The following is a 23550-nucleotide window of genomic DNA, read 5'->3' on the forward strand; positions in this document are numbered from 1 at the left end:
ATTGCAGTGAAAATCCTTTGGCTTTTTTGCCAAAGATTGCAACGAAAAGCGGGTGGATGGTTGTTTCGGAGCGAAAGGAAAGTGCTCCTTTAAAAGAATCCCCATGAATAAACGGCATTTGAACGATGGCTTTCACCAAAAAACTTCCATTTCCCAGAAAATCCCTATATTTAACACAGTTCTAACATCCATTTGTGACTTACGCTACTCATAACGATACAATTGTTGCCCTTGCCACTCCCCAAGGGATTGGAGCCATTGGCGTGATCCGTTTATCCGGACCACAGGCCATTGCTATCTGCGAAAGTGTGTTTGCCACCAAAAATTTGAAGAAAAAGCAGCTGGAAAACAAAGCATCCCATACCATTCATTTTGGGGTGATTCATGAAAATGACGTGATTATTGACGAAGTATTGGTGAGTTTATTCAAAGCTCCCCACTCCTATACCGGTGAAAATACCGTTGAAATATCTTGTCACGGTTCCCAATTTATCCAACAGCACCTCATTCAATTATTTATAAAAAAAGGCGCCCGCTTAGCCAATCATGGTGAATTTACCTTGCGAGCCTTTTTAAACGGAAAATTAGATTTATCACAAGCAGAAGCCGTAGCCGATTTAATTGCATCCAAATCGTCTGCTTCCCATCAAGTGGCCATGCAACAAATGCGTGGTGGATTCTCCAACCAAATAAAAACGCTGCGTCAAAACTTAATCGACTTTGCATCCCTCATCGAATTAGAATTGGATTTTAGTGAAGAAGATGTGGAGTTTGCCGACCGTAGCGATTTAAAAACCTTGGTCAATACCATTCAACGCATTGTGCAACGCTTAATCGATTCGTTTGAAGTGGGCAACGTCATTAAAAACGGAATTCCCGTAGCCATTGTTGGTAAACCCAATGCCGGAAAATCTACTTTATTAAATGCATTATTAGACGAAGAACGCGCCATTGTTTCGGACATACCGGGAACCACCCGCGATGTGATTGAAGACGAAATGACCATTGATGGTGTTCAATTCCGATTTATTGATACAGCAGGCTTGCGCGAAACCAACGATATTATTGAAAGCATAGGTGTTGAAAAAGCCTACGAACAAATTAAACTTTCGTCCATTGCCATTTACCTGTTTGATGTGCATGAAATTACCGCTTCCGAATTAAAATTAATTGTCAACGACATTACCCCACACCTAAACAATGCTCAACTGGTATTGGTGGCCAATAAAATTGACAAGGAAGACATGGAATATACCTACCGCGAATTTGCGGAGTACAAAGACATGCTGTTTATTTCTGCCAAAGAAAAAATTGGCATTGACGAATTTAAAAAACACATGGTGGCCCTTTTCGACAACCGCACCATTAACGTTACCGAAACCATTGTTACCAATGCCCGCCATGTGGAAGCGTTGCGCCATACCAATGTGGCTTTAATAAAAGTTTTAGACGGACTCAACCACAATGTTTCGGGCGACTTTTTAGCGATGGACATTCGTCAGGCACTCCACTACCTCGGCACCATTACCGGTGAAATTTCGTCTGACGATTTGTTGACGAATATTTTTAGCAGGTTTTGTATCGGAAAGTAATCCCCATATTACTTAATACGAATCAATCATACTTAATCCCACCTAACTCAATAATAACAATACTTACAGAGAAATTGTTAATTACTTTTTATTCCGATTGATTTGCTTATAAACTTTAAATGATTGTACCTTTGCTGTACCTCAACCACTCGAGGTACAATTTTCTGTACTTCTAAAAATTTGAGGTTTACAAATTGATACAACATGTTACAACATGTTACATCATGTTACAAATGAGCAGCAATATTCAGATACCAAAAATATGTACCTTCTGTAAAACGCCATTCATCGCGAAAACTACGGTTACAAAATTTTGCTCTCATAGTTGTTCTAAAAAATCATGGAAGAATAACAAGAGAAATGACAAAATAGAATCTGCTCAAAAAGAAGAATACGAAAAATCAGTTGGGATCGATTACGATACTATTCAAGCAAAAGAATTTTTAAGTATTAAAGAGACGTGTTTACTTCTCGGTATCAGCAGAATGAGCTTACATCGTTATCTCAAAAAGAAATTAATTATCTCTGCGGAACTCGGTGGACGAATAATTATTCAAAGGAAATCAATTACTAAACTTTTAAAATAAAATGGCTGTACACCTTCGTCAAAAAGAATTAAAAAATGGGTTAATGAGTCTTTATTTAGACTACTACCCTCCTATCAGAAAAAATGATGGCAAATTAACACGCAGAGAATTTTTAAATAGAACGATCTATAAGAAACCCCAAAACGCAGAAGAAAAAAGAATAAATAAGGAAAATTTAAATTTTGCAAATTTACTCCGACTCAAACGTGAAAAAGGAATATTGAATGAGCAAGATGGCATCTTCGATTCTACGAATAAAAAAATGGATTTCCTTAAATATTTCAATAGCCTGATAGAAAAAAGACAAGAAGATATAGGAAAACAGGATAACCACTTAGGTGCATTACACTATCTTCAGGCTTTTACAAATGGAAAATGCATCATGGGTGAAATCAATGAAAGCTTTTGTAATCGTTTCAAAAACTATTTACTAAATGCTGAAAGATTAAATACTGTGCGAGGATTAAAGCTAGCACAAAATTCAGCTTCAAGTTATTTCAACAAATTCCGTGCAGCTGTTACTCAAGCGTTTGATGAAAGATTGATAAATGACAATCCTCTTAAACATGTTAAAGGGATAGAACAAAAGGAAAGTAAACGTGAGTTTTTAACACAAGAAGAATTGCAAAAATTGGTTCAAACTGATTGCGATCTGCCAATTATAAAAACTGCTTGTTTGTTTTCCGCCTTGACTGGCCTCCGCTGGTCAGACCTTTCAGCGCTGAAATGGAAAGATATTCAGCATACAGAAGGAAAAGGCTATTTTTTACATCTGACACAAAAGAAAACTCAGGATGTAATTATGCATCCTATTAACGATAAAGCTGTTCAAATTCTAGGAACACCATTGGATCCTAATGAAAAAATATTTTATGGTTTAAAATACAATGACAGTAATAACGATAGATTAAAAAGATGGGTGTTAAAAGCGGGAATTGAGAAAAAAATCACCCTACACAATTTCCGCCACACATATGCAACGCTTATATTAAATAAAGGGGCTGATATTTTTACTGTTTCAAAATTACTTGGTCATAAAAATATTAGAACTACAATGATATATGCAAAAATTTTAACTGAAACAAAAGTAAATGCTGCTAATTTAATTGATATAGAATTATGATAGACATTGAAGAAGATTTCCCCGCTGGTTTCCCAACAGTATCTAGACATGAATATGACATTGATGCTTTTGAAATAATAGATAATCTGAGAAAGAAACTAATTCAGAATCTAGATTCTATTCCTAAACATTTGCAAGATTTAAAATTCATAGATGAAGAGGAAACCCATCTCCTCAAAGCTATGAAAGAGAAAGAGGTAGACTTAACTGAAAATCTAAAATATAGAAATTACATTTTACCTTCTTCCTATAATTTATACAATACTTATTTAGGCTGGAAGCTTTTAACCATGGATATCTATAAAATTGAACCACTATTATCTTATCAATCGGTTTTGTTTTTAGGAAACGATTATGCGTCATCAGAAAATTTTATAGGATTAGTTGAATTTCATATATACACTTTTGTAAAAACAAGAATTTTTTTTAATGAAAATCTCAGATTAGAAAAAATTGTAAACTGGCTTGAACGTAACAGAATTTTCTTAATAAATAAAGCATACAATTCAAGTGATACCATTGTTGAAGATTTGGAAGTTGAAGCTACAAATATCATTGACGAAAAGAAAGAAGATGAAATCATACCTATAAGCAATGTTATTCTTGAAGCTTTAGATGTTGAAAGTCCAGAAGTTATAGAGCAAAAGGAAAATGAAACTATTCCTTTGTTTAGAACCATCACAATGGATCCACAATTTGCGAAAACATTTGTTGAAAAACTGGAACCATATTTTGAGAAAAAACATCATAAGAATCTCTATAATCTAATCATGTTAAATAAAACTTCTCAAAAACTATCATTTAAAGGCAACAGCAATGTGTTTGCTGAGTTATTTAAAAGATTACGATATAATAAAAAGATATATGTATTGACTAATGATCACTTAGCAAAGTGGCTTGCGGAAAACTTTAATCTAGAAAGAAATCTTAATAAAATCGAAGAATTAAACCTCTCCTCTGTATTGGCTGTCTTAAGAAAGACAGAAAAAGAACCAACAAAAGATAAAATAATTTTAGAAGAACTAGCACAATACATCCTTCCAAGCCAAAGAAAAAAGTAGATACCAAGAAAGTGGGGCCCTTTTAGTGCCCTTTTGATACCTTTTTAAAAAGGGCACCAAAAGGGCGTTGCAATTGACAATTCGCTCGTCTATTTTTACAGCCATATTCAAAACCCTATGGCTACACTTCAATTAACACCAGAAATTCGTGATCTAATAAGATTGACAGTCGATTCTGCAATTAAAGCTACGATTGAACAACTCAATCACACTTCAACTTTCAATCCTTCTATTCAGGATGAAGACTTCCTTTCAGCTGAACAAGCTGCTCACTTTCTAAAAATAAAATTGAGTACGTTTATATTCTAAGGTCGAAAAATCCGATTTGCCCCACTATAGGAGTGGCAAGAGGAAACTGCTATTCAAGAAAACAGAATTGGAAGCATACGTTGCTGCAAGAAGAGCAAAAGCAATCAAGAAATTGCTGATGAAGTAGATAACTATATTCTAAACAAATAATGAAAACACTAAGAACATAAAAAATAAAACTTAATGGAAATCCCGCGTGTCTTAAAACTTTTGAATAGATAAAAATAAAATAAAACAATAAATAAAATGGAAAATGAAATAGTAGACCCAGACAACGAATACATAAAAATATGCGCTTATGAGTATTGTAAGGAAGTGTTTGAAGCCGATCATATGCTTCAGTGCTATTGCCCTGAAAAAAATGGGATACGCAATTTCTGCAAAAACAGGCAGAAACGCTTAAACGATCAGAAAAAAAAGGAAGAGAAAGAGATGGAGGCAAAAACAATTGAAGTCGCACCCACTCCTCCAGTCATTGTATCTGAACCAGCAGTATTACCTAAAGATCCAGTAATGGATGCTTACAAGCAGAAAGCAGCACAAAGAGACTTGACCATAAAATTTATAATTTCTCGCATTGAGGCTTATAAATTCATTGATGTGCCATTAAAAACTATTGAGGCATTTGGTATAGACCTAACTGCTTTTGATCACAAACAATTTTTACCAGCACAGAAACGCCATATGCTTGTATTTGGGACATATGGCGCTATATGGATTGAGGACCACTTAATACGATTCACTAACTTAATTTAAAACCTAAAAACATGATAACAAGAGAAGCTTTACAGAGCCTTTTTGGCGAGACATCAATTGCTGGTATTCCAGCGGCTGTGCAACCTAAAATTTCCATCCCTAATGCAGCGCCAGGGCAACAAGGAAATAGTAATTTAACAAAGATTTTGGTCATTGGAGGAATACTAATAATTGGAGGTATAATTATCTATACAATTAGGGAAAATAGAAAAGAAAAGGAGAAAAAGGAGTTCAAGTTTAAAAAATAACCCCCAACACAATTAAGTGAATGGGGGGCGCCAGAGAGTAGCTGGCTAAATAAGTGTTAACATTACATCATCAAAATTTTCTGATTTATAATCCTTCTTGGTAATTGAAAATTCTAGCTCAATTATCAAAACCTTTTCAAACGTTAAGTCAAATATTTTATAGATAACGATATCTATATGAACTATAAAAAAGTACTATTCAAAATAGCTTGATTTTACACCTTCTTTTTCACAAACTGATAGTGCATTTTTTAAAAGAATTTCAAATCTTTTTAAATTGCTTGGCCAGTGTAATTCGGTTGTGTCATTTCTATTATTATTGCTTAAACGAAAGTAATCTAGAGCTATATTTAAGTCGTTTTTTATACTATTATTTTCGTAAATTTTCAGACTGCCATAATCATGTAATAACAGAGGCTTTGAACTTTCATAACTTTTTCTTATGTCTTTTCTATCAGGAAAATGTAACCAGACTCCCTTTGCATATAATTTAATTGTTAATTGATTTTCATCCTGTTTTACTAATTCTTTATCTGAAAAGGGAGTGAATTTTATGTTTAAAGACATTTCAAATTTACCGTCCATATTATAATATGTTCCATCACCATAATTAGATGGAACAAGTGATTCTTTTTCATGGTATTCATCCCATCTAATATTATGAGTAAATCCACCTTTATTATGATCAATCAAACGTAATAGCTTTAATTCACTCTTCAAATAAACTAATCCTGATCCATTGTTGCAATGCGGTATGATCTTATGCTCAAAACCATACAGCAAGTCTACAATCGTTTTATGTTTTTCAAGTATTTCAAATTGGTTAAAAGCTATTTCATTTTTAAAAGGAGTAAATATCGAATCGATATTGGTTAATTCAATTAACCTAGCGCCATTAACCCCAAATTCTCCAACATATATTTTTTTATCATTATAATAATAGACTATTTTAGAATTTTCACCTGAAACATATTTTTCCCATAAGGTATCGGGCAACTTTTTATAGGGTATAAAAATGGCTTTAATTGTTAATGCTTGAATAATCACATAATCAGCAATAAAATGCTCGTTAATTTTAACTTTTTCTTCAACCCTAATCTGAGGATAAGATGATTTTATTTTTTCTACAATTGCTTTAATGTTGATCATTTGAAGTGGTTTATATTAATTTAAAATCTGTTGTTTGAAAAATATCCGCCAATTGCCCGCCTTCGCTCATATAACCCACCACCATTTCATCTGCTAAATCTACAATTAGCTTATTACGAAGGAAAGCTGTTTCACGAGTTACACGAATTGTATTTTCGTCAAATGGAGTAATTACCAACAAACGACCAGCATCAATTGCATTTAGAATAGGTTTATCGAATTGTTTATGAATGCCTCTGGCTAATGCAAGAATGATAGGCTGCTTTCCTTTAAGCAAAATCTCAAATACATCTTTTTCTATTTGAGAATGATTACCTGTAATAACACATTTACCTTCCTTACGCATTTTTTGCCCAATCGTAGCTTTTAAGAACTATATCTGCAGAACATTTTTGCGAAGAAAGAAAACCTGTTTTATGCAGTTTTAATATGTCTTTGTTTCCAAAATATTTCATTACAATCGTTATTAATCCTCCTCATCTTCTTCAATATCCACATCGCTTAATAAAATTTTCATACGATACTTAATATCGTAATTAATAATAAAATCCAATTCTTCCTCAGTAAAGCCATAATACTCTGCTAAAACCGTGTCAATCTGATCTATAATATTTTTAGACTTCTTAATATAAAAATATTGCTTTTTCATTTGAAATTCTCGTCCTTTTGTTGAGTAATTCCTAACGACAATTTTACTGTTTTCTTGAAAATCACTTTGTAACTCTTCGCCTAATTGAACTAACTTCTTCTTAGCTGGTGATGAGAGTTTATTAAAATCAAATTTCAAGTCAAAATCACGACTATTAATTACTTGACAACTAGACCAAACAATATAATTTAGAAAGAATAGACTTGAAGAAAGAAGCCCGCCAAAAACATACTTTTTTTCTGATGAATCAAAATATAGTGGTTTCATCTCACCTGTTACTTTATTTACACCATCTTCTTTAAACACAGGGATTTTGTCAAGTATTTTAACCCAATACAACACTGCTCTGAAGTAATAAATCATATTTCTAGTAGCAGAATTAGACTTGAAATACTCTATATTAAAACTTGATGAGTTCGTTTTTTGCAATAGCCTTTTTGCAAATTCATTTGGAACTTTTGGTATACTACCTTCTATAATAAAATCAAGGACAGACGTATAAGATATATTTTGAAAAAGATCCGGTCTGTAATCATTATACCATTTATAATATTGTGATGAATAAAGTTGATCTTTGGTATTGCAATCAGAAATAATTATAGCCAATAACATATTCGCACCATCAAATAATTTACCTGGGCGCCAAGAGTAATTTGATATCCATGATGATTTATTTGTTTTTAAAATTGCTTGTAAAGGACTCAATTTACCAGCGGAAATACTAGAATTAGGTATTATGAATCCAAACTTACCTCTGCTATGAAGTAACGAAAACGATCTTTCTGTGCAATATGCATACAAGTTTGAGCAAGACAGTGTAGTATAATCTTTCAATATATATTCACTTTTTTCTTCTGTATAAACAACGTACGGAGGATTACCAATTATTACATCGAAACCTCCATCTGCCGCAACAATTTTGTAAAATTCTGCAAACCAATGAAAAGGTTTGTGCGAGCTTAACCAGTATTGAAATTGATTGATTTTTTTCTTCGTTTTTTTGCCCTTATCTGTTGTTATCTCTATTTCGACATTTTTTTCTAAATCCGTAATACCATAATTAGAAGAAAGATATTCATTCAATTTTTGATTCAATTCTTTTAATCTTGCACTTAAATCAGCTTTTGCCTTTTTAAAACTATCACTTCCTTGGTCGTTAATTAATTGATTGTTCTGAAAATGGCTGAAGGCTTTACCAACCAATTCAAACTCCTCTTTAAAATCTTCTACTTTTGCTTCGGCAAACATTGGCTCCGTCTTTCTTATAGTTTCCAACATTTCTTTTTCTGTTGCAAAACCAATTAATGTATTACCGGAACGAATATTAAAATCAACATCAGGCAAAGGTTCTAATCCAAAATTTTCTTTCCGTGGATTTACATCTACACAAGCAACTAATTTTAAAAATAAGCGCAGCTTGGCAATTTCTACCGCTTCTTTCATTATATCTACACCGTAAAGATTATTTAGTATAATGCTTTTGTAAATGTAGTATTGTAAGTTTGGATGCTTTTCGCTTTTTACATCTTCTAATGTTTTTTCAAAGAACTTATATTTAGCCGGCTGCTCAGATGTAAACTGTTCCATGCGGATAATACAAGCCTCATACATTGGTTCTAAAATATTGAGTGCCGCAAACAAGAATGCACCCGAACCGCATGTGGGGTCTAAAATTGTAATTTTATTAATTGCTTTGTAAAAATGCTCAACAAAGTTTGCATCTGGTGTGCTTTCGATAAAATCTTGAGTAAACTGACGGATATTTATATTGTAGGAAATAAAGTCATTGATTGACTTTATTTCTCCATTTGATATTTTAGTATTTATTTCATTGTAGCGTTTTCTTCTATCAATTAACTCACGATATAATTCGGTTGGCAATGCAATGTCTTTAGGAGCAGGCTGATTCCATGTTTTACGAATTTCCCACAAGTGAGATTTACTAACTGCATTTACTAATTGCTTTTCGAGGTTATCATTAAAGCCCTCTTGAATTTCTTTAGGTAAATCGCTCAAAATATCCCCATTTTTGCGTATACCATACTTTACTGCATCAAAAATATAATCATCACCACTATTTTTAATATACGACCAAATTTCACCATTTGATTTAAACGGCTCCTTGCAGTTACGTGCAGTTTCATCAAATAAAAATGGGATAATGGTGTTTTTACCTATGTAATCTGTAATATCTTCCTTTGTGTAATATGCTCCCATTTCTGCCCTGTCGTTGATGTATTTTTCAAAGATATAACCAATAACATCTGGGTTAATATCACGACCTGTTGCCTCTATGCTATTATCTAAATGCCAATTCCATTGATCAAAAAAATCAAATATTTTTTTAAAAGCTTCGTCAGCAATATTAATTTGTGAAAATTGATGTTCCAATTCGTGAACATCGAACAAACCACCATTTAGGTAAGGTATTTTACCTAAGTCAACTGGTAATTTTTGTTTACGTTTTTTTCGGGTTTACCTAAACCATCGTGAAATAACTCTAGCAAAAAACTGCGATAAAAGCTATAGAAATTATTTTTACCGGATTTATCTGAACAAGCACCTAACTTATTTTGCAAGTAATGTATATCTTGGTCTAAAAAGCCTTTCTTTTGAATAAAATAACAGAACATTAAACGGTTAAGCATTAAAGATGCATACCATTGTTTATTAAGGTTTTCTTTATCACTAATGTGCTCATCAATCCCATCAATAAAATCAAGAAAAATTGTGTGTTGCTTTTTGAATTGGTCATAGAATTTTTTAGTAACCTGGTCGGTGTTACGTGCAAAATTTTCAGAAATACGTTGCTTGACATCAACGATTGTAATTTTTTCTTCATCATCTAAAGTGAAGAGTAAATTTTTCATTCGTTGAAAAAGTCCTTCAACATCTTGATGTGTGTACCAACTTACTTCACGAACTTGTTTGGGCTTGTTCTCTTCCTTAATTGCGAGTTGCCAAATTTGTTGTTTCTTATCTCTGTCAGAATAAATTATAAGATGTTCGAAATAGTGATTTGCAACTTTACTTTCTAATTGTTTACGAATATTACTTAAAGGAATTTTGCCATTTGATAATGGAGGGCAAAGTATAATTACGAATCCTTTTTTTTCTGCTATACCTTGCAGCATAAACGCTTCCTCGTTTATTGCAACCGGCAATTGATTATTAAAATTATCCCAGCCTAACTGATTAAAAAGGTCTTTAAAATCAAATGCCTTAATAAATTCTGTAAATTGTGCTTTTTTCATATTACTTTATTCTTAAGCCCATCGAGCATATAATTTGTGGCTCTTTACTAACATTCTCGTCTTCACTGATCAGACTTAGTTTTCCGTCTTCACGCAGTGAAACAATTAAGTTACTCAATTCCTCATCTGTAATACCTGTTTTAAGTTGTCTGTTTATCGTATCTCGTGCAAACTCCCTTAAAGGATAATCATAAATATCCTGAATAGCTCGCTTTAATTCTTCCGTTATAAATAAGGTTCCTTCATGCCTTTGAGCATAAGAAAATAAACGATTGTATGCTCTATATCTAGCTCCCGATTTCTTCCCTAATTGACCTCCGACTTTTGATTCAGTATCTTTAATATGGTTTAAGCCAATTTTCACCAAATCATGATGTTTTTCAAATCGTTCAAGTGCAGGTTCTGTAGGGCCACACTTTACGGCTTTTAAAATTTGGAACTGAGACTGAGTAATTATTTTCCCTGTTTCATCAACCCAAGCTAATACATCGTTTTCACTTGCAGTTTTTGTATAAACGATAGAACCATTCTTCTCTTGCTCATTAGAACCCTTCATGGTTGCATAAAGCACATCGGGCATATCAGGAATCAATTTTGCTAGCTCTGGTTGTTGATCAATTGCATTTTTCCATATTTGAAATGCGAATGAAGCCAAATCAACTTCAATATCTTCTTCCTCATCTAGGATGCCTGACTTTTCATTATACAAATCTTGAATATTGATTGGGTCTCCTTCAAAGAAAACTTCATCAGAACCAACTGTTTCGGCATTTTCGCGAATCCTTTGACTTAAACGGCCACGTAAGTTGATAATGTTTTCTATGCCATCTTCTGGTAAAAATGAATAACAAAAAATTTCGTGATGCTCTTGCCCAATACGATCAACACGACCTGCACGCTGAATTAAACGAATAATAGCCCAAGGTAAATCATAATTTAAAACGATATGAGCATCTTGCAAATTTTGACCTTCACTTAATACATCTGTAGTAATCAAAACTCTAATTTCTTGGTTTTGCGGGATGTCCTTATTGTTACTCTTAGGACTGAAACGATAGGCTATTCCTGTAGGATTCTCGTTATCTCCGGTAACACAATCCATTTGCTTAATACCCCTTTTCTTTAATGAATCAAAGAGGTAATTGGCAGTATCAGAGTATTGCGTAAAAATTAATACCTTTTCATTTTTATGTTTTTTAGTTATTAATTCATGCAGCGCATTTAATTGTCTATCCTCTTCTTGCTTCCAGTCTTTTCCCAATGATAATATTTTCATAAGTTCCTTGCCGTCATTCTCCAAATGAGTTTTAAACTTATCGCTGAATAATTGGCTTTTTATCCATTGAAAATTACTTTTCTTATTGTATAAGTAAGAATAATATTTTTCTGCCTGCTTTAAATATTCCTTTGCTGTGGTAAGTATTTCGGTTTGAGATTCATTATTGTTTTCTTCATCGTCCTCCTCATTATCAGAATACATAAAATCATCAATTAATCCAGCTTCTTGTTTGCCAATAGGGAATGGCAAATTGTTTTCAATTGCATAGATAAATAGATAATTTCTAAGTATGTGACGACTTATTGATAGCAGAAAAGAGTAGCCACTACTTTCTAATCTTTTAAAGAGGTTAGTTCTTGCAAAACCAATAAGCCGAGTGCCAGCACGACTAAGATTTTCTTTAATAAGAATTTCTTCCTTTGTAATTTCAACAACGGGCTTCTTGTTTTCATAGCCTTGTTGTCCTAAACCATAACGGGGAAGTATTAATCCATCAATAATATCAACAACCTTTTTGGAATATAATTTAGCATATTGGTCTTTCGGGTCTTTGGGATTAAAAACATATTCGACTTTGCGTGGCAGTCGATCTGGAAAATAGGATCGCCTTCCATCTGAAAATTCCAAGTATTTTCTATCTTTCTCAGGGTCGTTTTTCGCATAGTTCGTTTTAATGAAGCTACGTGTTCTTCGCACTAAAAATAATCGCATTAACTCTGCCCAGTCGTCTGAGAATTGACTTTTTTCAAAAGCAGAAATTGAGGTTTCGGGAACTTGATGGTTAGCGAGAAAATGTATTCTGCCACCGATGCTTTCAATATATCTTTCTGGACTGATGCCAAGATTATATTCTTCATCTAAAAATAAACGAAGTTGATTACTTAAATCTAAATATGTTTTATTGTAAGGTGTCGCTGTCAGCATGATTACCTTACTGTCATTTAACTGAATGTATTCTTGTATGGCTCTGTATCTTTTTCCATCTCGATTACGAAGATTATGACTCTCATCAATTATAACCAACCTGTATCTTCTTTCATTAGCAAGTTTAGTTTGCGCTTGAGTAACAGACATTATTTTTGCTCTTAATTGGTAGGTGTGTGCATAATCAGTCCACATACCAACAAGATTCTTAGGGCATATTATCAACGTTTCGAGAAAAAAATCATCTTCAAACATTTTTGCCAATGCTGTTGCAGTAATAGTTTTTCCTAAACCAACAACATCTCCAATTATAACACCACCTCTGTGATGCAAATGATGAGCTGCAACTTTAACGGCACTCTGTTGAAAAGGCAATAGTTCTCTTTCAAAAACCTTAGGTAATTGAAATTCAGAAATACCAGCCCTTGCTTCTCTTGACAAGTGATAAGCCATTTTAAGGTATACATAGTATGGCAAGTTTAATTTTTCGGTTGCCCAACTCGTTTCAATTATTTCGGCAAGTTCATCTGTAATGTCAATACTCCAGCGATCAATCCATCTGTCCTGATACCATTTTGCAAGTTTTTTTGCAGCGTCACCTTCAACAACATCAACATTCAATTCGCCTTGTCCTTTAATTCCAGAAAAAGTAAGATTAGAACTTCCTACAAATCCAATTGTTGGACTATTATAATCATTACGGTGAGCTAAATACAACTTAGCATGAAGTCTGTGTTTGAGATGTAATTTAACAATAACACGTTTTTCTCTTAGTTGCTTGGCTAATCGTTTCAACGCCTTTTCATCAGAGTTAGTCGGATTTCCAATTACTAATTGCTCACGAAATTCTCTTGCAATTTTCTTTCGCAATTCTTGTGCAGTAATATTATCAATCATAACATTTCCTTCACCGATGTATTGATCCTTAATTTCATCAGCCGGGAGTTTCTGCATACCAATTAAAACTCTACAATGATATTTAGTATCATCTTCAAATTCAGGCGGCAAAAAATCCCCTTCTAGTTTTTCTACTTTTTCAGCTACTTTTTGCCACCCACGCAAATTAAAATAACCGATACAAAAATCGGCTCGTTTTGAAGTTTCAAGCGTTTTGTTTAACCCTTCCTCTAAGTGTTTTTCAATGTTGTCGTATATTGTTGGCATATTATTTCGTCTGTATTATTGGCTAGGCTTAATTTCTTTCGAAAAAGAGTTTAATTTATGTCAATACCATACTTCCTTAGTTTAGCTTCAATCGCTTCATCTAAATTTTCAAGGTCTGAGTCATTTAATTGTATTAAATTAAAATTGTATTTAGCGTATAATTCTTGTTTACTCTTCTTTCGTGCAGCATATTTTTCATTTTCTTCCATTCCCCAAAATTCTATATATATTTTCTTATCCGGTAAATAAAAATCACAATACATTTCTTCATCAATGTTTAATTTCTTTTCATATGCATGAACAATACCATGGGAGTATAAAAAATTATCGATTAATTGTTCTGCTCTGCTTCTTACATAATGTCCATCAGAAGTTCGTTTTTCAGCAGGATATTTTTTTTCTAAAATCGTCTTTCGATTCTTCCTTCTCAATCTCTTCTTTTGTTTCAACATAATTACCCTCCCCGATGGCAATAGTTCTAATTAAAAAACTATTCTTCAATATTGTTTCGTTCCAAATTGCATAAGGCTTTGCGTTTTGGGCTTCCATTTGGTGTCCACCGTTTTTCTTTCCCTCTTTTGTAAGAACCCAACCACCTTTATCTTTTTCAATCCATCCTAACTCCTTTAAATACAAATTGGTTTTTTGACTTGATATTTTAAAATTCTCACCAAGTTGTGTGGCACTTAATGTTCCTTTTGAGCTTATGGATTGTTCAATATTTATATTACTTGGCCAAGCTACATAATCTCCAAATTTAGGATTGCTGAGCATGTCACCACCGGCCATTCTTCCTTCTTTAGTCAAATGCCATTGGTCATCCTTTTTATAAATCCAACCTTTATCTTTTAATTGGATAAATAATTCCTTTGGATCCCAATCCCTTTCTTTTGCTAATGCTGAAGTTGAAATAAGTTTCATATATCTATTTAAATTTTCTTTGTTACTAATAAGTCTTTGGGGCCCATTTCAAGTATTTCGGCAATTTCAAATAGCAAATCCAAACGCGGTTGTTTTTTGTTTTGATCATAACCATTTATTACCGGATAACTCTTTCCTCGTTTTTCTGAAAGCCATTTTTGCTTCATACCCTTCATGTTCTATAACTTCTTTAATCCGGTTCACTTTAATCGTTGTTATAGTTGGAAATGGTGAGTAAATTTTTGGAAACCACATCAGACTTACGCAAGGCTAATATAATGTTTTTTCATAATTATGTATTAAGTTTTTCAATATACCAGAATAAACCATTATGGGACACATGAAGTAAAGGTTTACGTATGAATATTTCCGAGACTTTATCTTCGTGGGCTTGTTGTAATGATAAATTATAAATTATCTGTTTTCTGAACTAATAATACTTGCTCCACTATCTCTCATTTTCTTTTTTTGTTCCTCCTTCCAAGTTTCAATGGCAACAAGTGCTATTTCTTGTTGAGCTTTTGAAATGGCTTCAAGTACTTCTTTATTTGATTGCAATTCAACATTTAATTTTTGTTCATATTTATCTGAATGGATTCTTACTGCTGTATTTATTTCTTGATTTACATTAGACTGTATTTCTAACTGTCTAACTTTTTCTACATGCTTTATTCTGTCGATAATGTCATCATATGGCCCTCTCTCTGTCATCATTTTAAACAAAATTGGTGCAATTTCAATAAAAATAAAAAGCAAAGTAATCAACCATTTTGAAAACCATATTGTTAAGTATCTATCTGTTAAATTAGAAAGGGCCAACATGCGTGCCATTAATCCTGAGAACTGTTTGGTAACTTCATCGTTAGCATTCTTCTTATCTAATAATTGTCTTTCAAAATTAGAGACCTCCTTTTCTAATGCTTCAATTTTGGGTTGATTAATCTTCCTCAACTCATTAGTTTCTTTAATTAAACTCTTACCACTTTCAAATTTCTCATTGTTTAAACTTGATATTTGAGTTAGCAATTCTGACTTCTTTTTAAGGTTCGAACCATTGGAAAATTTGTCTCGTATTTTTTTATATTGACCTTTCTCCGCTTCATCTGTTGCATTTTCAAACAATGTATTGTATTTAGTATAGCTAACATTGTTAGAGCTTATTAATTGGTCAAGTCTGTTTATTTCATCATTAATCAATGCTATTTGCTTGTCTTCTATTGTTTGTGCATTCGGAATTGATTCGACTTTTGTTATTAAGGAATTTTGATCTTGTTTTAATTGTTTGATTTCAGTCTTCTTATCAGAAATAATTTTCAATAATGGAGCCTCTTTACCATCCAACTTATCCCTCTCATTTCTAATCATATTCTCAACTTCAACTTTTATTTCCTTTTCAAATAATTTTAATTCAAGAGGAGTAGAAATAACAAAACCAAGTATGATGGCCATTATAAGCCTTGGTGTTGCTTCAAAAAGTTCCTGTCTCGAAATAGTTTTTTTTCCATCGCCAACACCAAAGGTTGATACGATAAACCGATCTAAATTGAAAATTAAGGCGCCCCAGAAAATACCAAAGAATACAGCTAAATAATAGCTCTTAACTAAAATAATTTCAACTTTGATTCCATCAGAATTCGATAGTTGAAACGATTCCTTAAATGCCGTAAAAAAGGCATACCCACCGGCAAAACTAGCCATCAATGCAGTAAAAATAATAGTCCCACCAATACCTAAAAACTTATTCTTTTCCATAGGCACTTGCTGAAGTACACTTAAATCTGCACCTGATGACCAAAGAAAAAATGTTTCAACTTTTCTAAATACATACTTTATAAATGATTTCATATTTATTATTTTTTATTTATTCGGGTAAAAAGATTATTGAACAACCCTGAAATGTTATTTATTTTTTTATCTGATAGATTATTGTTATTTTTTACTAATTGACTTTCATTAAAATTAATAAATGAAGGTTCAGGTGAATTATACAGTATATTGTTATTTACATTTACTTTTAATGAATCTGTCAGTGTAATTGGGATTTCTAATAAATTAGCTGGAATAGCGGTTTCTAATTTTAAGATTGGGGTTGGAATAAAAAGTCCCTTTATAATTGGAATTGGAAAAGGTTGTGCTTCAATTGTTTTGTCGACTGAATTAAAAAAACCTTTAGCTTTTATTGTAAATTCTGTTTTGTCTATAATCCCAATACTAGTTGAACCATTTAACTCAACCTTTCCAAGATTAGGCGTTATTTCAACATCTGTAGCATGTTCGGTTTCCCAAAATAAATCAATATTATCAATACCTTTTTCTATATTAATTTCATATTTGAATAAGTTAATTTTTACTTGTTCAACATCTATAATTATTTCAGAAAAAACTTCTTGATCGAAAAATCCTTTTACAACAAGCTTGTATACATTGCGCTCAAGGGGATTAATTTCAAATGTACCTGAAGATGATAAAACTTCATTTGCAATATGAACTTCTTTACAATCTCTGGTTTCCCATTTTAGTATTACTGGTGATAAATCAGTTCTCAGGTATATGTTCGATTCGAACTTTAAGATTATTGGGTCTGTTTTTACAGCATAAATTTGCAACTTAGCTTCAGTTACACCAAAATCATTTACCAGTTTGATTGTTACGTTCTGCTCATCTTCTAATGATATTTCTGATATATTTTTAAAAGAATCAACTAGGCTATCGTTTAAATACACCGCCCGGAAAAAGGAGCCTTTCCATTGAAAATTTACTTTCTCATTTTTTTCCTTAATTTCGGTTTTATTTGATTGAAATGCTTCTAATCTTGGAGCCCCAACAAGTTCCTTGCTTATCTCAAATATGAGATCTTTCCATTGTTTTGGCGTTAATCTTTTGTTTGTTCTAAAAAAACCTTCATTGAATACAGTTTTGAATTTATCTATTATCGGCTTAAGACCTTCTTTACTCAAGGCTTCCATTAACTCAATAATTACTTTATGATTATGAACGCTCTCCTTATTAACATGCTCAGATTTGTCTGAAAAATATGGCCATTGATTTTCTTTTTAAATAATTTTCTAATGAATCATCTTCTAAATTTTTAATAAAGTGAAATGGTGGTATCCTAAACAAAACTTCAAATAAACCATTAGCCAAAACCCAGTTCTCTTCATCTAATCTTTCCACTAGTGAAATATCTTTAGAAGAAGTTCCCTTGACCCATTAATTTTCGCCAATATTTAGAAGCCCATGAATTGATGGCTCCAAGGGTTAATGCAAAACCCTGCTTGTCATAATTATATCCTCCATCATAATCAATAATGGAAAGCTGTGGTTTTTCGGGATTAACAAAGATTGAAACATCCTTAAGGTCAGCATGAATAAATTTAAGTTCGTGCAAGAAGTTAACCCCTCTGGAAAATTGATAACATAAATAAAGTTTTTCTTCGAAACCAACACCTTGTATGTACTTATTTCTATCCCAATTCTCTGAGCCCATGTCACTAAATCCAAAGTAGCCGAGATCCTTCATGACGAATCCTGTAACTTCCTTATCTGTGCTATTCAGTTTCCCTTTAAATGCGAGAAATGGTAATCCGTTTAATTCCGGCACTTCATCAAATACAGGAATCTTACTTATAAGCTGCCGTTCATTTATTTTTTCGTGCAAATGGAAAATTGTTTCGAATGATTTGTTACGAAAATCTTCTTCAGACACAATTTTAAGAAGTAATCCATCTTGAGCTATACCATCAATTGTTGTGACCTTAAACACACTTCCAACGGCACCTGCTCCAATCTGTAAATCTTCAAAATTAACCAACTTAAGACTATATAAGTTATAACTTAGGTTCTGTTGTATTGCACTTATACTGTGTATATCGGTAAGTTTATTTTGCATGATAAACTGTTTTATAATAGTTAATTACTTCTTCTGTTAGAATAACACCGACACTTGCATCGTCTTCAAGTAATTTATTTTCTTTAAAATCATTTAATTCGAGCTCTATAAATTTTTCAATCTTTTGATTTGAAATAAAGGCATAGTTAGCTTTTAAAAAATCATGCAGGTGTTCAATGAATTTGGAAAGTAATCCTGATTGATTTCGCCATAATCTGCTTTGGTCGTCTGCTACTATAAAATCGTCTTCTAGTGAGGTTATGCCATCCGTGCAAATAATTACAATATCTCCGTTAATGCCATCAAGTGTGATATCGATATTTGATGGTATTAATTCCTCCGGATTACTTTGATGGGAAACATGCCTAACAAGAATGCCGTCTCTGTCAATATGAGGCATCATCAAATTTAAATATCTGTATGGCTTATTAATATCTGAATATGTTTTCGGGAGTTCATAAAAGTCTCCCTGCATTTTTATAATACCACCATTACCAATATAACTCAAGGCAAGTTTGTTATTATCATCCATTAATGTCGCCATTATATAAGTGGTTCCAGCTATCAGATTACTTGTAATTATTTCCATAACAGACTTTTCAATCATTCCCCTTGTTTCTACGATTGATTGCGTTGTTATTAAATTATCAATTAGTATTTCAGCTGCTTTTGCAGAATCTTTAAATTCTCCTATACCATCACACAAAATTATTTTATCTCTGTCAAAAAAAGTCCTATCCTGGTCTTTTTTAATGGCAATATGTTTAGCTGATAAATAGACCATTGATTATATTTTTGAAATTTTTGTAATACTCTGAATCATATGGCTTCTAATTTTTTCTGGATCCACTGTCGACATATAATCCGCTTCAGAGGTAGCCAATTTAGAAAATTCACCTTTGACACTCTCGATAATAGATTCGTCAAACTTTTCAATCCAACCTGGAGACTCGAATAATATTGATGAAAAAACAATTTTTTCGTTACCAATTAGTGATTCTTTTACCTCTAATGTACTTTCGTAATCATTTATTGCGCCATCACCAAGTATAATAATAAGCACTTTTGTATTTTGATCTCTGTGTTTTTCTAAATAACTTAATGATAGTTCCCTTGCGCTTATAAGAGTATCCTGAAGATTTGTTTTTGAGTAATCATTAATAAACTCGCATGGATTAAAACAATCTTTTACCAAATTAAATTCATTTATCTGTTTAATTGGAAACATAGAAACTGATTCGTTAGCAAATGCCCACAATGCCACATCAAAAGATGATTCGTTTTTGCTGTCTTTCAACCTTTCTAAGACGTTTATTACAGCCTGATGGACTTCATGGCCCTTCGATTTACCCGAACTACCAGGATAAGTCATTGAACCACTTCCATCTAATAGAAATATCACTAACTGATTAAACATCCGAGGTAAAGTAATTTTGCTAAGGCTTGCTAATGATCCAGCCAACATGCTTTGACCAAGTTTCGCCTTGCCCAACCCAGTTTGTTGTTGGCTTAATTTAGTATTGTTTTTTTCTAATTCATTACTCATGATTGCACAAATTTTAATCCTAATCCTTCTTTTTGATTAAACAGAATTGTTTTTTGATTTTCAAAAAACGCATCCCAATTTGTTAGCTCTTTAATCGTTAAATATGGGTCAGTTGTTTTTAATGTTCGTAATACACCTATGTTTTTATTGTATTTAAACTCTAATACGGCTAATTTACTTCTTAACTTTTCCATTTCGGTATCTTTGAGTGTTTCAGAATTAATCACTCCTAACTTAAGTTCATCATAAATATCTTTTACTTTTTCATAATCTTTGGCCTTATAGGCAGTTGAAAGTGCAGAGAATATTTCTTCTGCTTTTGATTTATCTTCAATAACGCATTTTGAAGAATCAGGGTGACATAATGTAGAAGCTTCATGATAAATCCTTTTCAAATCTGATTTATCTTTTCATTAAGATCCGGAACTCTTTTTCCTCCCTCTTTTCTAATTCTTCTTTATTTTTTCATATTGATTTTTAAGTTCTTCAAAAGTTTCATCAAAAATTCCTTTTGCCTTTAGTTTTTCATATATCTTTTTCTTAAGGTTAATTATACTTGCAATAATGGGATTCAATTCTAGAATGTATCTTCTGTTAAAATTGTCAATTACATCCTCAACTTCCGTACGTTCTATCTCAATTTGTTTAATTTGTTCAGAAAGTAACCTAATCTTAAAAACTAATTCCTCCTTTTCTAATATACTAACATTAGTTAGGGCCGTAAATTTTTTAGTTAATAAATCTATTTCAACCTTTGCTTTTTCATATTCACCATTAAAAAGTAAATCCACAGCAGTTTTTAGTTCAGCCACATCCTTTATTTCGTGTAAATACTGATTTATCTCTGCCGTTTTACCCAAGTCGATAAAAGTCTTAATTAATGCAAAATATTTTAGTGCCTTAGAAATTTCAAGTTCATGTAGTTCTTTTTTTAATCCGGCCATTTTTTTCAGGCGGTCGAATTCATCAGTAAACTCATTAATAGACTGTACATCCTCCTTAATAACTAGTAATGTTTCATTATTACTGTCATTCGCTTTTTTTGTCCAATTAAATGAACCTTGCAACAATATTTTATGATCTATTATGCAAAATTTATGATGCATTGTATTATAGTCTCCACCTATTTCTATAAATATACCGCCATTATCTTTTATTAATTTGTAGTCATTACGACTTTCATCATTAAAGTGATGATTTGTTATAATTAATTCAACTTTAACTCCTCTGGCTTGTACCTCAAGCAATTTGTTGAATAGTTTTACATCTGTAAACCATGCCACTGCAACATTAACGCTGTAAGAGGCTAAATCTAGATTTTCCAAAATAACATCTCGAAGGTTATCTTTTTGACTGAAGTATGTGTTTATTGATGACATTACATTTCTTTGTTTAAATTAACAATTTCTTAATTAAATTTCTACCAAATCTCCAGGCAACTCAAAAAACACCTCAAAATCTAATGGCCTAATTGATGAACCACCTTGAATTAATTCAAAGTTATCTTTCCATTCATCGGTAATAAAAAAATCCTCAACCATATGTATTTTCCATCTTTTACTAAGCCCAAATGGTACTCTTCTCCAATTTTCGATTTTTCAAAAGCTACATAAACTTCATGGGCACTTATTATAAAACTATCATTCGAAACAGATTTCACTTCTAAAAAAATCCAATTTTCTGAGTTGTCAATTGTGTATCTAATATCATATCCCAAACTATCGTCTTTAACCATACCTTGCTGCTCGGAGTTGCCTGATAACCATTGAATGTTCCCCTCGGGGTATTCTTTCTTCAAAGAGTTAAAAACAAATTTTTCGGCTATTTTTCCGGCTCTTTTTTGCTGGCCTTCCCTTTTCTTGCTGAACTCTAATGGAGGTCTTGCTTTAGTTTTCTTTCCTTTGGGTAATGGAGCATTTTTTCCTCCAATTAAAGTCTTTGAAATTGGCAAAACTGCATCATCAGATGGAATATCCTTTTCAGTTGCTGTATCATCGTCCTTCTTTAACTCATCAAAAAGTGTTTTTAGGTGAGCGTAATGTCCTTCAAAATAAAGCAATCCTTTAATTTCATCAGACAGATCATTCATTTCAATCTTATAATCATCAAGCAATTCTTCATAGTAATTTAAAATTAAAATACCTACTAGCGCAGTATCCTTAGTGTTGATGTTGTATGATCTATCTAAATTATCTAATAACAATTGTTTATAGTCAACATCAAATAAATATGCATTTTCTATAGAAAGTCTCTTATTTGCTTTATCAACAAATTCATTATAAGTCTTTCTAATACTATAAAATTTTGATTGTTCCGCAATTCCTTGGTTACTTAACGATAATAATAAAGCTTTCCCAAATAGCTCCTCAATAGAAAATAGATTTTTAAATTTTGAATAATGCCAATCTCTAATGCCATTAAAATCGGGTAATAATTTCTTAATCTGCAACAAGTTGAGCGAAGTTAATTTACATGCCCATTTTAGAAAATCAACACTTTCTTTGTTATTGAAATTTTCAAGGTCTACTTTTTTGTAATTTCCTGGTAATTCAAAATCTTCACCAAAAATATTTTTCAACTCTATAATTAATTCGGATTCTTGTGATATGTCTTGACTAATTTTATTAGCATTAGTATTTAATAAAGTATTCCAGAAATTAATTTCTTGTAATGAAACACCGAAAAGGATTCGAGCTTCGCTTAACTTATCCTCTAATGATTTTGATTTTATAATATAAAGCGAATCTTTAAGCGAATTTTTGTCCTTAAAAACTGCTCTATAATCATCCTTTTTATCGCTAACCAAAAAGAGGGTACAAATTATTTCAGCAAATGCTTCACAAAATTCAGAAGATTCTTTCAGGCTCTCCAAAATGCAGCCTTCTTCACCACATAAAATAAACTTACTATGCCCAATTTTTAAATACTCACCCGGTAATAAAATATTATCGTTATAAGTATCAAACGAGTAGTTTATAGATGATACAAGCTCAATTTCTACATTTTTAAGACTCGCAAGGTTCGTCCTTTTTAATGCGTCTGTTTTTATTGCATTTAATCGATGAGCAAATAGGTATGGTTTAATTTTAAGGAACCAGG

Annotated in this window: 19 protein-coding genes and 3 pseudogenes; 7 read left to right on the top strand and 15 right to left on the bottom strand. The window is 32.2% G+C overall.

The window, feature by feature from the left end; genetic code table 11:
- The first annotated feature begins 194 nt into the window (after positions 1-194).
- From mnmE to IPP64_11570, 7 genes are all read left to right on the top strand, one after another.
- Complete coding sequence (gene mnmE / locus IPP64_11540; GenBank protein ID MBL0330024.1) at positions 195-1592, top strand: tRNA uridine-5-carboxymethylaminomethyl(34) synthesis GTPase MnmE; 1398 nt, start codon at positions 195-197, stop codon at positions 1590-1592.
- A gap of 233 nt (positions 1593-1825) precedes the next feature.
- Complete coding sequence (locus IPP64_11545) at positions 1826-2179, top strand: helix-turn-helix domain-containing protein (protein ID MBL0330025.1); 354 nt, start codon at positions 1826-1828, stop codon at positions 2177-2179.
- Between the two features lies 1 nt (position 2180).
- A complete protein-coding gene (locus tag IPP64_11550) occupies positions 2181-3302 on the top strand; it encodes a site-specific integrase (GenBank protein ID MBL0330026.1) in 1122 nt (373 codons plus the stop codon).
- Entirely contained in the window at positions 3299-4363 is a 1065-nt protein-coding gene (locus IPP64_11555; protein ID MBL0330027.1) for a hypothetical protein, read from the top strand. The genes IPP64_11550 and IPP64_11555 overlap by 4 nt, the downstream gene beginning before the upstream one ends.
- 117 nt (positions 4364-4480) lie before the next feature.
- Complete coding sequence (locus IPP64_11560) at positions 4481-4672, top strand: hypothetical protein (protein MBL0330028.1); 192 nt, start codon at positions 4481-4483, stop codon at positions 4670-4672.
- Between the two features lie 246 nt (positions 4673-4918).
- Positions 4919-5428, top strand: coding sequence for a hypothetical protein (locus IPP64_11565; GenBank protein MBL0330029.1), 510 nt, complete (start codon positions 4919-4921; stop codon positions 5426-5428).
- A gap of 11 nt (positions 5429-5439) precedes the next feature.
- The gene (locus IPP64_11570) at positions 5440-5676 is read left to right on the top strand and encodes a hypothetical protein (GenBank protein MBL0330030.1); all 237 of its coding nucleotides are present in this window, start codon (positions 5440-5442) and stop codon (positions 5674-5676) included.
- A gap of 195 nt (positions 5677-5871) precedes the next feature.
- Here IPP64_11570 and IPP64_11575 read toward each other — a convergent pair whose 3' ends face one another.
- From IPP64_11575 to IPP64_11645, 15 genes and pseudogenes are all read right to left on the bottom strand, one after another.
- The gene (locus IPP64_11575) at positions 5872-6825 is read right to left on the bottom strand and encodes a hypothetical protein (protein MBL0330031.1); all 954 of its coding nucleotides are present in this window, start codon (positions 6823-6825) and stop codon (positions 5872-5874) included.
- A gap of 10 nt (positions 6826-6835) precedes the next feature.
- Positions 6836-7280 (bottom strand): annotated as a pseudogene (locus IPP64_11580) (DNA-binding protein).
- Between the two features lie 11 nt (positions 7281-7291).
- A complete protein-coding gene (locus IPP64_11585; GenBank protein MBL0330032.1) occupies positions 7292-9865 on the bottom strand; it encodes an Eco57I restriction-modification methylase domain-containing protein in 2574 nt (857 codons plus the stop codon).
- Between the two features lie 44 nt (positions 9866-9909).
- Positions 9910-10728: a hypothetical protein gene (locus tag IPP64_11590; protein MBL0330033.1), complete on the bottom strand. Its 819-nt coding sequence runs from the start codon at positions 10726-10728 to the stop codon at positions 9910-9912.
- A gap of 1 nt (position 10729) precedes the next feature.
- Positions 10730-14095 carry a DEAD/DEAH box helicase family protein gene (locus tag IPP64_11595; GenBank protein MBL0330034.1) on the bottom strand — a complete coding sequence of 1122 codons (3366 nt, stop codon included), beginning with the start codon at positions 14093-14095 and terminating at the stop codon, positions 10730-10732.
- Between the two features lie 50 nt (positions 14096-14145).
- A pseudogene (locus IPP64_11600) lies at positions 14146-15016 on the bottom strand (glycerol kinase).
- An 8-nt stretch (positions 15017-15024) separates the two neighbouring features.
- Positions 15025-15220 (bottom strand): annotated as a pseudogene (locus IPP64_11605) (helix-turn-helix transcriptional regulator).
- Between the two features lie 210 nt (positions 15221-15430).
- On the bottom strand, positions 15431-16861 hold the full coding sequence (locus IPP64_11610; GenBank protein MBL0330035.1) for a DUF4407 domain-containing protein: 1431 nt from the start codon (positions 16859-16861) through the stop codon (positions 15431-15433).
- 5 nt (positions 16862-16866) lie between these two features.
- Positions 16867-17982, bottom strand: coding sequence for a hypothetical protein (locus IPP64_11615; protein MBL0330036.1), 1116 nt, complete (start codon positions 17980-17982; stop codon positions 16867-16869).
- Positions 17983-18203: 221 nt separating this feature from the next.
- Positions 18204-18905, bottom strand: coding sequence for a hypothetical protein (locus tag IPP64_11620; GenBank protein MBL0330037.1), 702 nt, complete (start codon positions 18903-18905; stop codon positions 18204-18206).
- A complete protein-coding gene (locus IPP64_11625) occupies positions 18895-19689 on the bottom strand; it encodes a hypothetical protein (GenBank protein MBL0330038.1) in 795 nt (264 codons plus the stop codon). The genes IPP64_11620 and IPP64_11625 overlap by 11 nt, the downstream gene beginning before the upstream one ends.
- Before the next feature lie 3 nt (positions 19690-19692).
- Positions 19693-20451 carry a VWA domain-containing protein gene (locus IPP64_11630; GenBank protein ID MBL0330039.1) on the bottom strand — a complete coding sequence of 253 codons (759 nt, stop codon included), beginning with the start codon at positions 20449-20451 and terminating at the stop codon, positions 19693-19695.
- Positions 20448-20846 carry a hypothetical protein gene (locus IPP64_11635; protein ID MBL0330040.1) on the bottom strand — a complete coding sequence of 133 codons (399 nt, stop codon included), beginning with the start codon at positions 20844-20846 and terminating at the stop codon, positions 20448-20450. The genes IPP64_11630 and IPP64_11635 overlap by 4 nt, the downstream gene beginning before the upstream one ends.
- 51 nt (positions 20847-20897) lie before the next feature.
- On the bottom strand, positions 20898-21830 hold the full coding sequence (locus IPP64_11640; GenBank protein ID MBL0330041.1) for a hypothetical protein: 933 nt from the start codon (positions 21828-21830) through the stop codon (positions 20898-20900).
- Between the two features lie 110 nt (positions 21831-21940).
- Complete coding sequence (locus tag IPP64_11645; protein MBL0330042.1) at positions 21941-23323, bottom strand: DUF3883 domain-containing protein; 1383 nt, start codon at positions 23321-23323, stop codon at positions 21941-21943.
- Positions 23324-23550: the final 227 nt, after the last annotated feature.

Source organism: Bacteroidota bacterium (genome assembly GCA_016722565.1).
Lineage (GTDB): Bacteria > Bacteroidota > Bacteroidia > 2-12-FULL-35-15 > 2-12-FULL-35-15 > 2-12-FULL-35-15.

Excerpts from the sequence above, each read along its gene's own strand:
- IPP64_11570 (MBL0330030.1), top strand. The coding sequence starts at position 5,440 with ATGATAACAAGAGAAGCTTTACAGAGCCTTTTTGGCGAGACATCAATT.
- IPP64_11575 (MBL0330031.1), bottom strand. The coding sequence starts at position 6,825 with ATGATCAACATTAAAGCAATTGTAGAAAAAATAAAATCATCTTATCCT.
- IPP64_11620 (MBL0330037.1), bottom strand. The coding sequence starts at position 18,905 with ATGCAAAATAAACTTACCGATATACACAGTATAAGTGCAATACAACAG.
- IPP64_11615 (MBL0330036.1), bottom strand. The coding sequence starts at position 17,982 with ATGGAAGCCTTGAGTAAAGAAGGTCTTAAGCCGATAATAGATAAATTC.
- IPP64_11555 (MBL0330027.1), top strand. The coding sequence starts at position 3,299 with ATGATAGACATTGAAGAAGATTTCCCCGCTGGTTTCCCAACAGTATCT.
- IPP64_11590 (MBL0330033.1), bottom strand. The coding sequence starts at position 10,728 with ATGAAAAAAGCACAATTTACAGAATTTATTAAGGCATTTGATTTTAAA.
- IPP64_11560 (MBL0330028.1), top strand. The coding sequence starts at position 4,481 with ATGGCTACACTTCAATTAACACCAGAAATTCGTGATCTAATAAGATTG.
- IPP64_11595 (MBL0330034.1), bottom strand. The coding sequence starts at position 14,095 with ATGCCAACAATATACGACAACATTGAAAAACACTTAGAGGAAGGGTTA.
- IPP64_11545 (MBL0330025.1), top strand. The coding sequence starts at position 1,826 with ATGAGCAGCAATATTCAGATACCAAAAATATGTACCTTCTGTAAAACG.
- IPP64_11550 (MBL0330026.1), top strand. The coding sequence starts at position 2,181 with ATGGCTGTACACCTTCGTCAAAAAGAATTAAAAAATGGGTTAATGAGT.
- IPP64_11565 (MBL0330029.1), top strand. The coding sequence starts at position 4,919 with ATGGAAAATGAAATAGTAGACCCAGACAACGAATACATAAAAATATGC.
- IPP64_11630 (MBL0330039.1), bottom strand. The coding sequence starts at position 20,451 with ATGAGTAATGAATTAGAAAAAAACAATACTAAATTAAGCCAACAACAA.
- IPP64_11640 (MBL0330041.1), bottom strand. The coding sequence starts at position 21,830 with ATGTCATCAATAAACACATACTTCAGTCAAAAAGATAACCTTCGAGAT.
- IPP64_11610 (MBL0330035.1), bottom strand. The coding sequence starts at position 16,861 with ATGAAATCATTTATAAAGTATGTATTTAGAAAAGTTGAAACATTTTTT.
- IPP64_11625 (MBL0330038.1), bottom strand. The coding sequence starts at position 19,689 with ATGGTCTATTTATCAGCTAAACATATTGCCATTAAAAAAGACCAGGAT.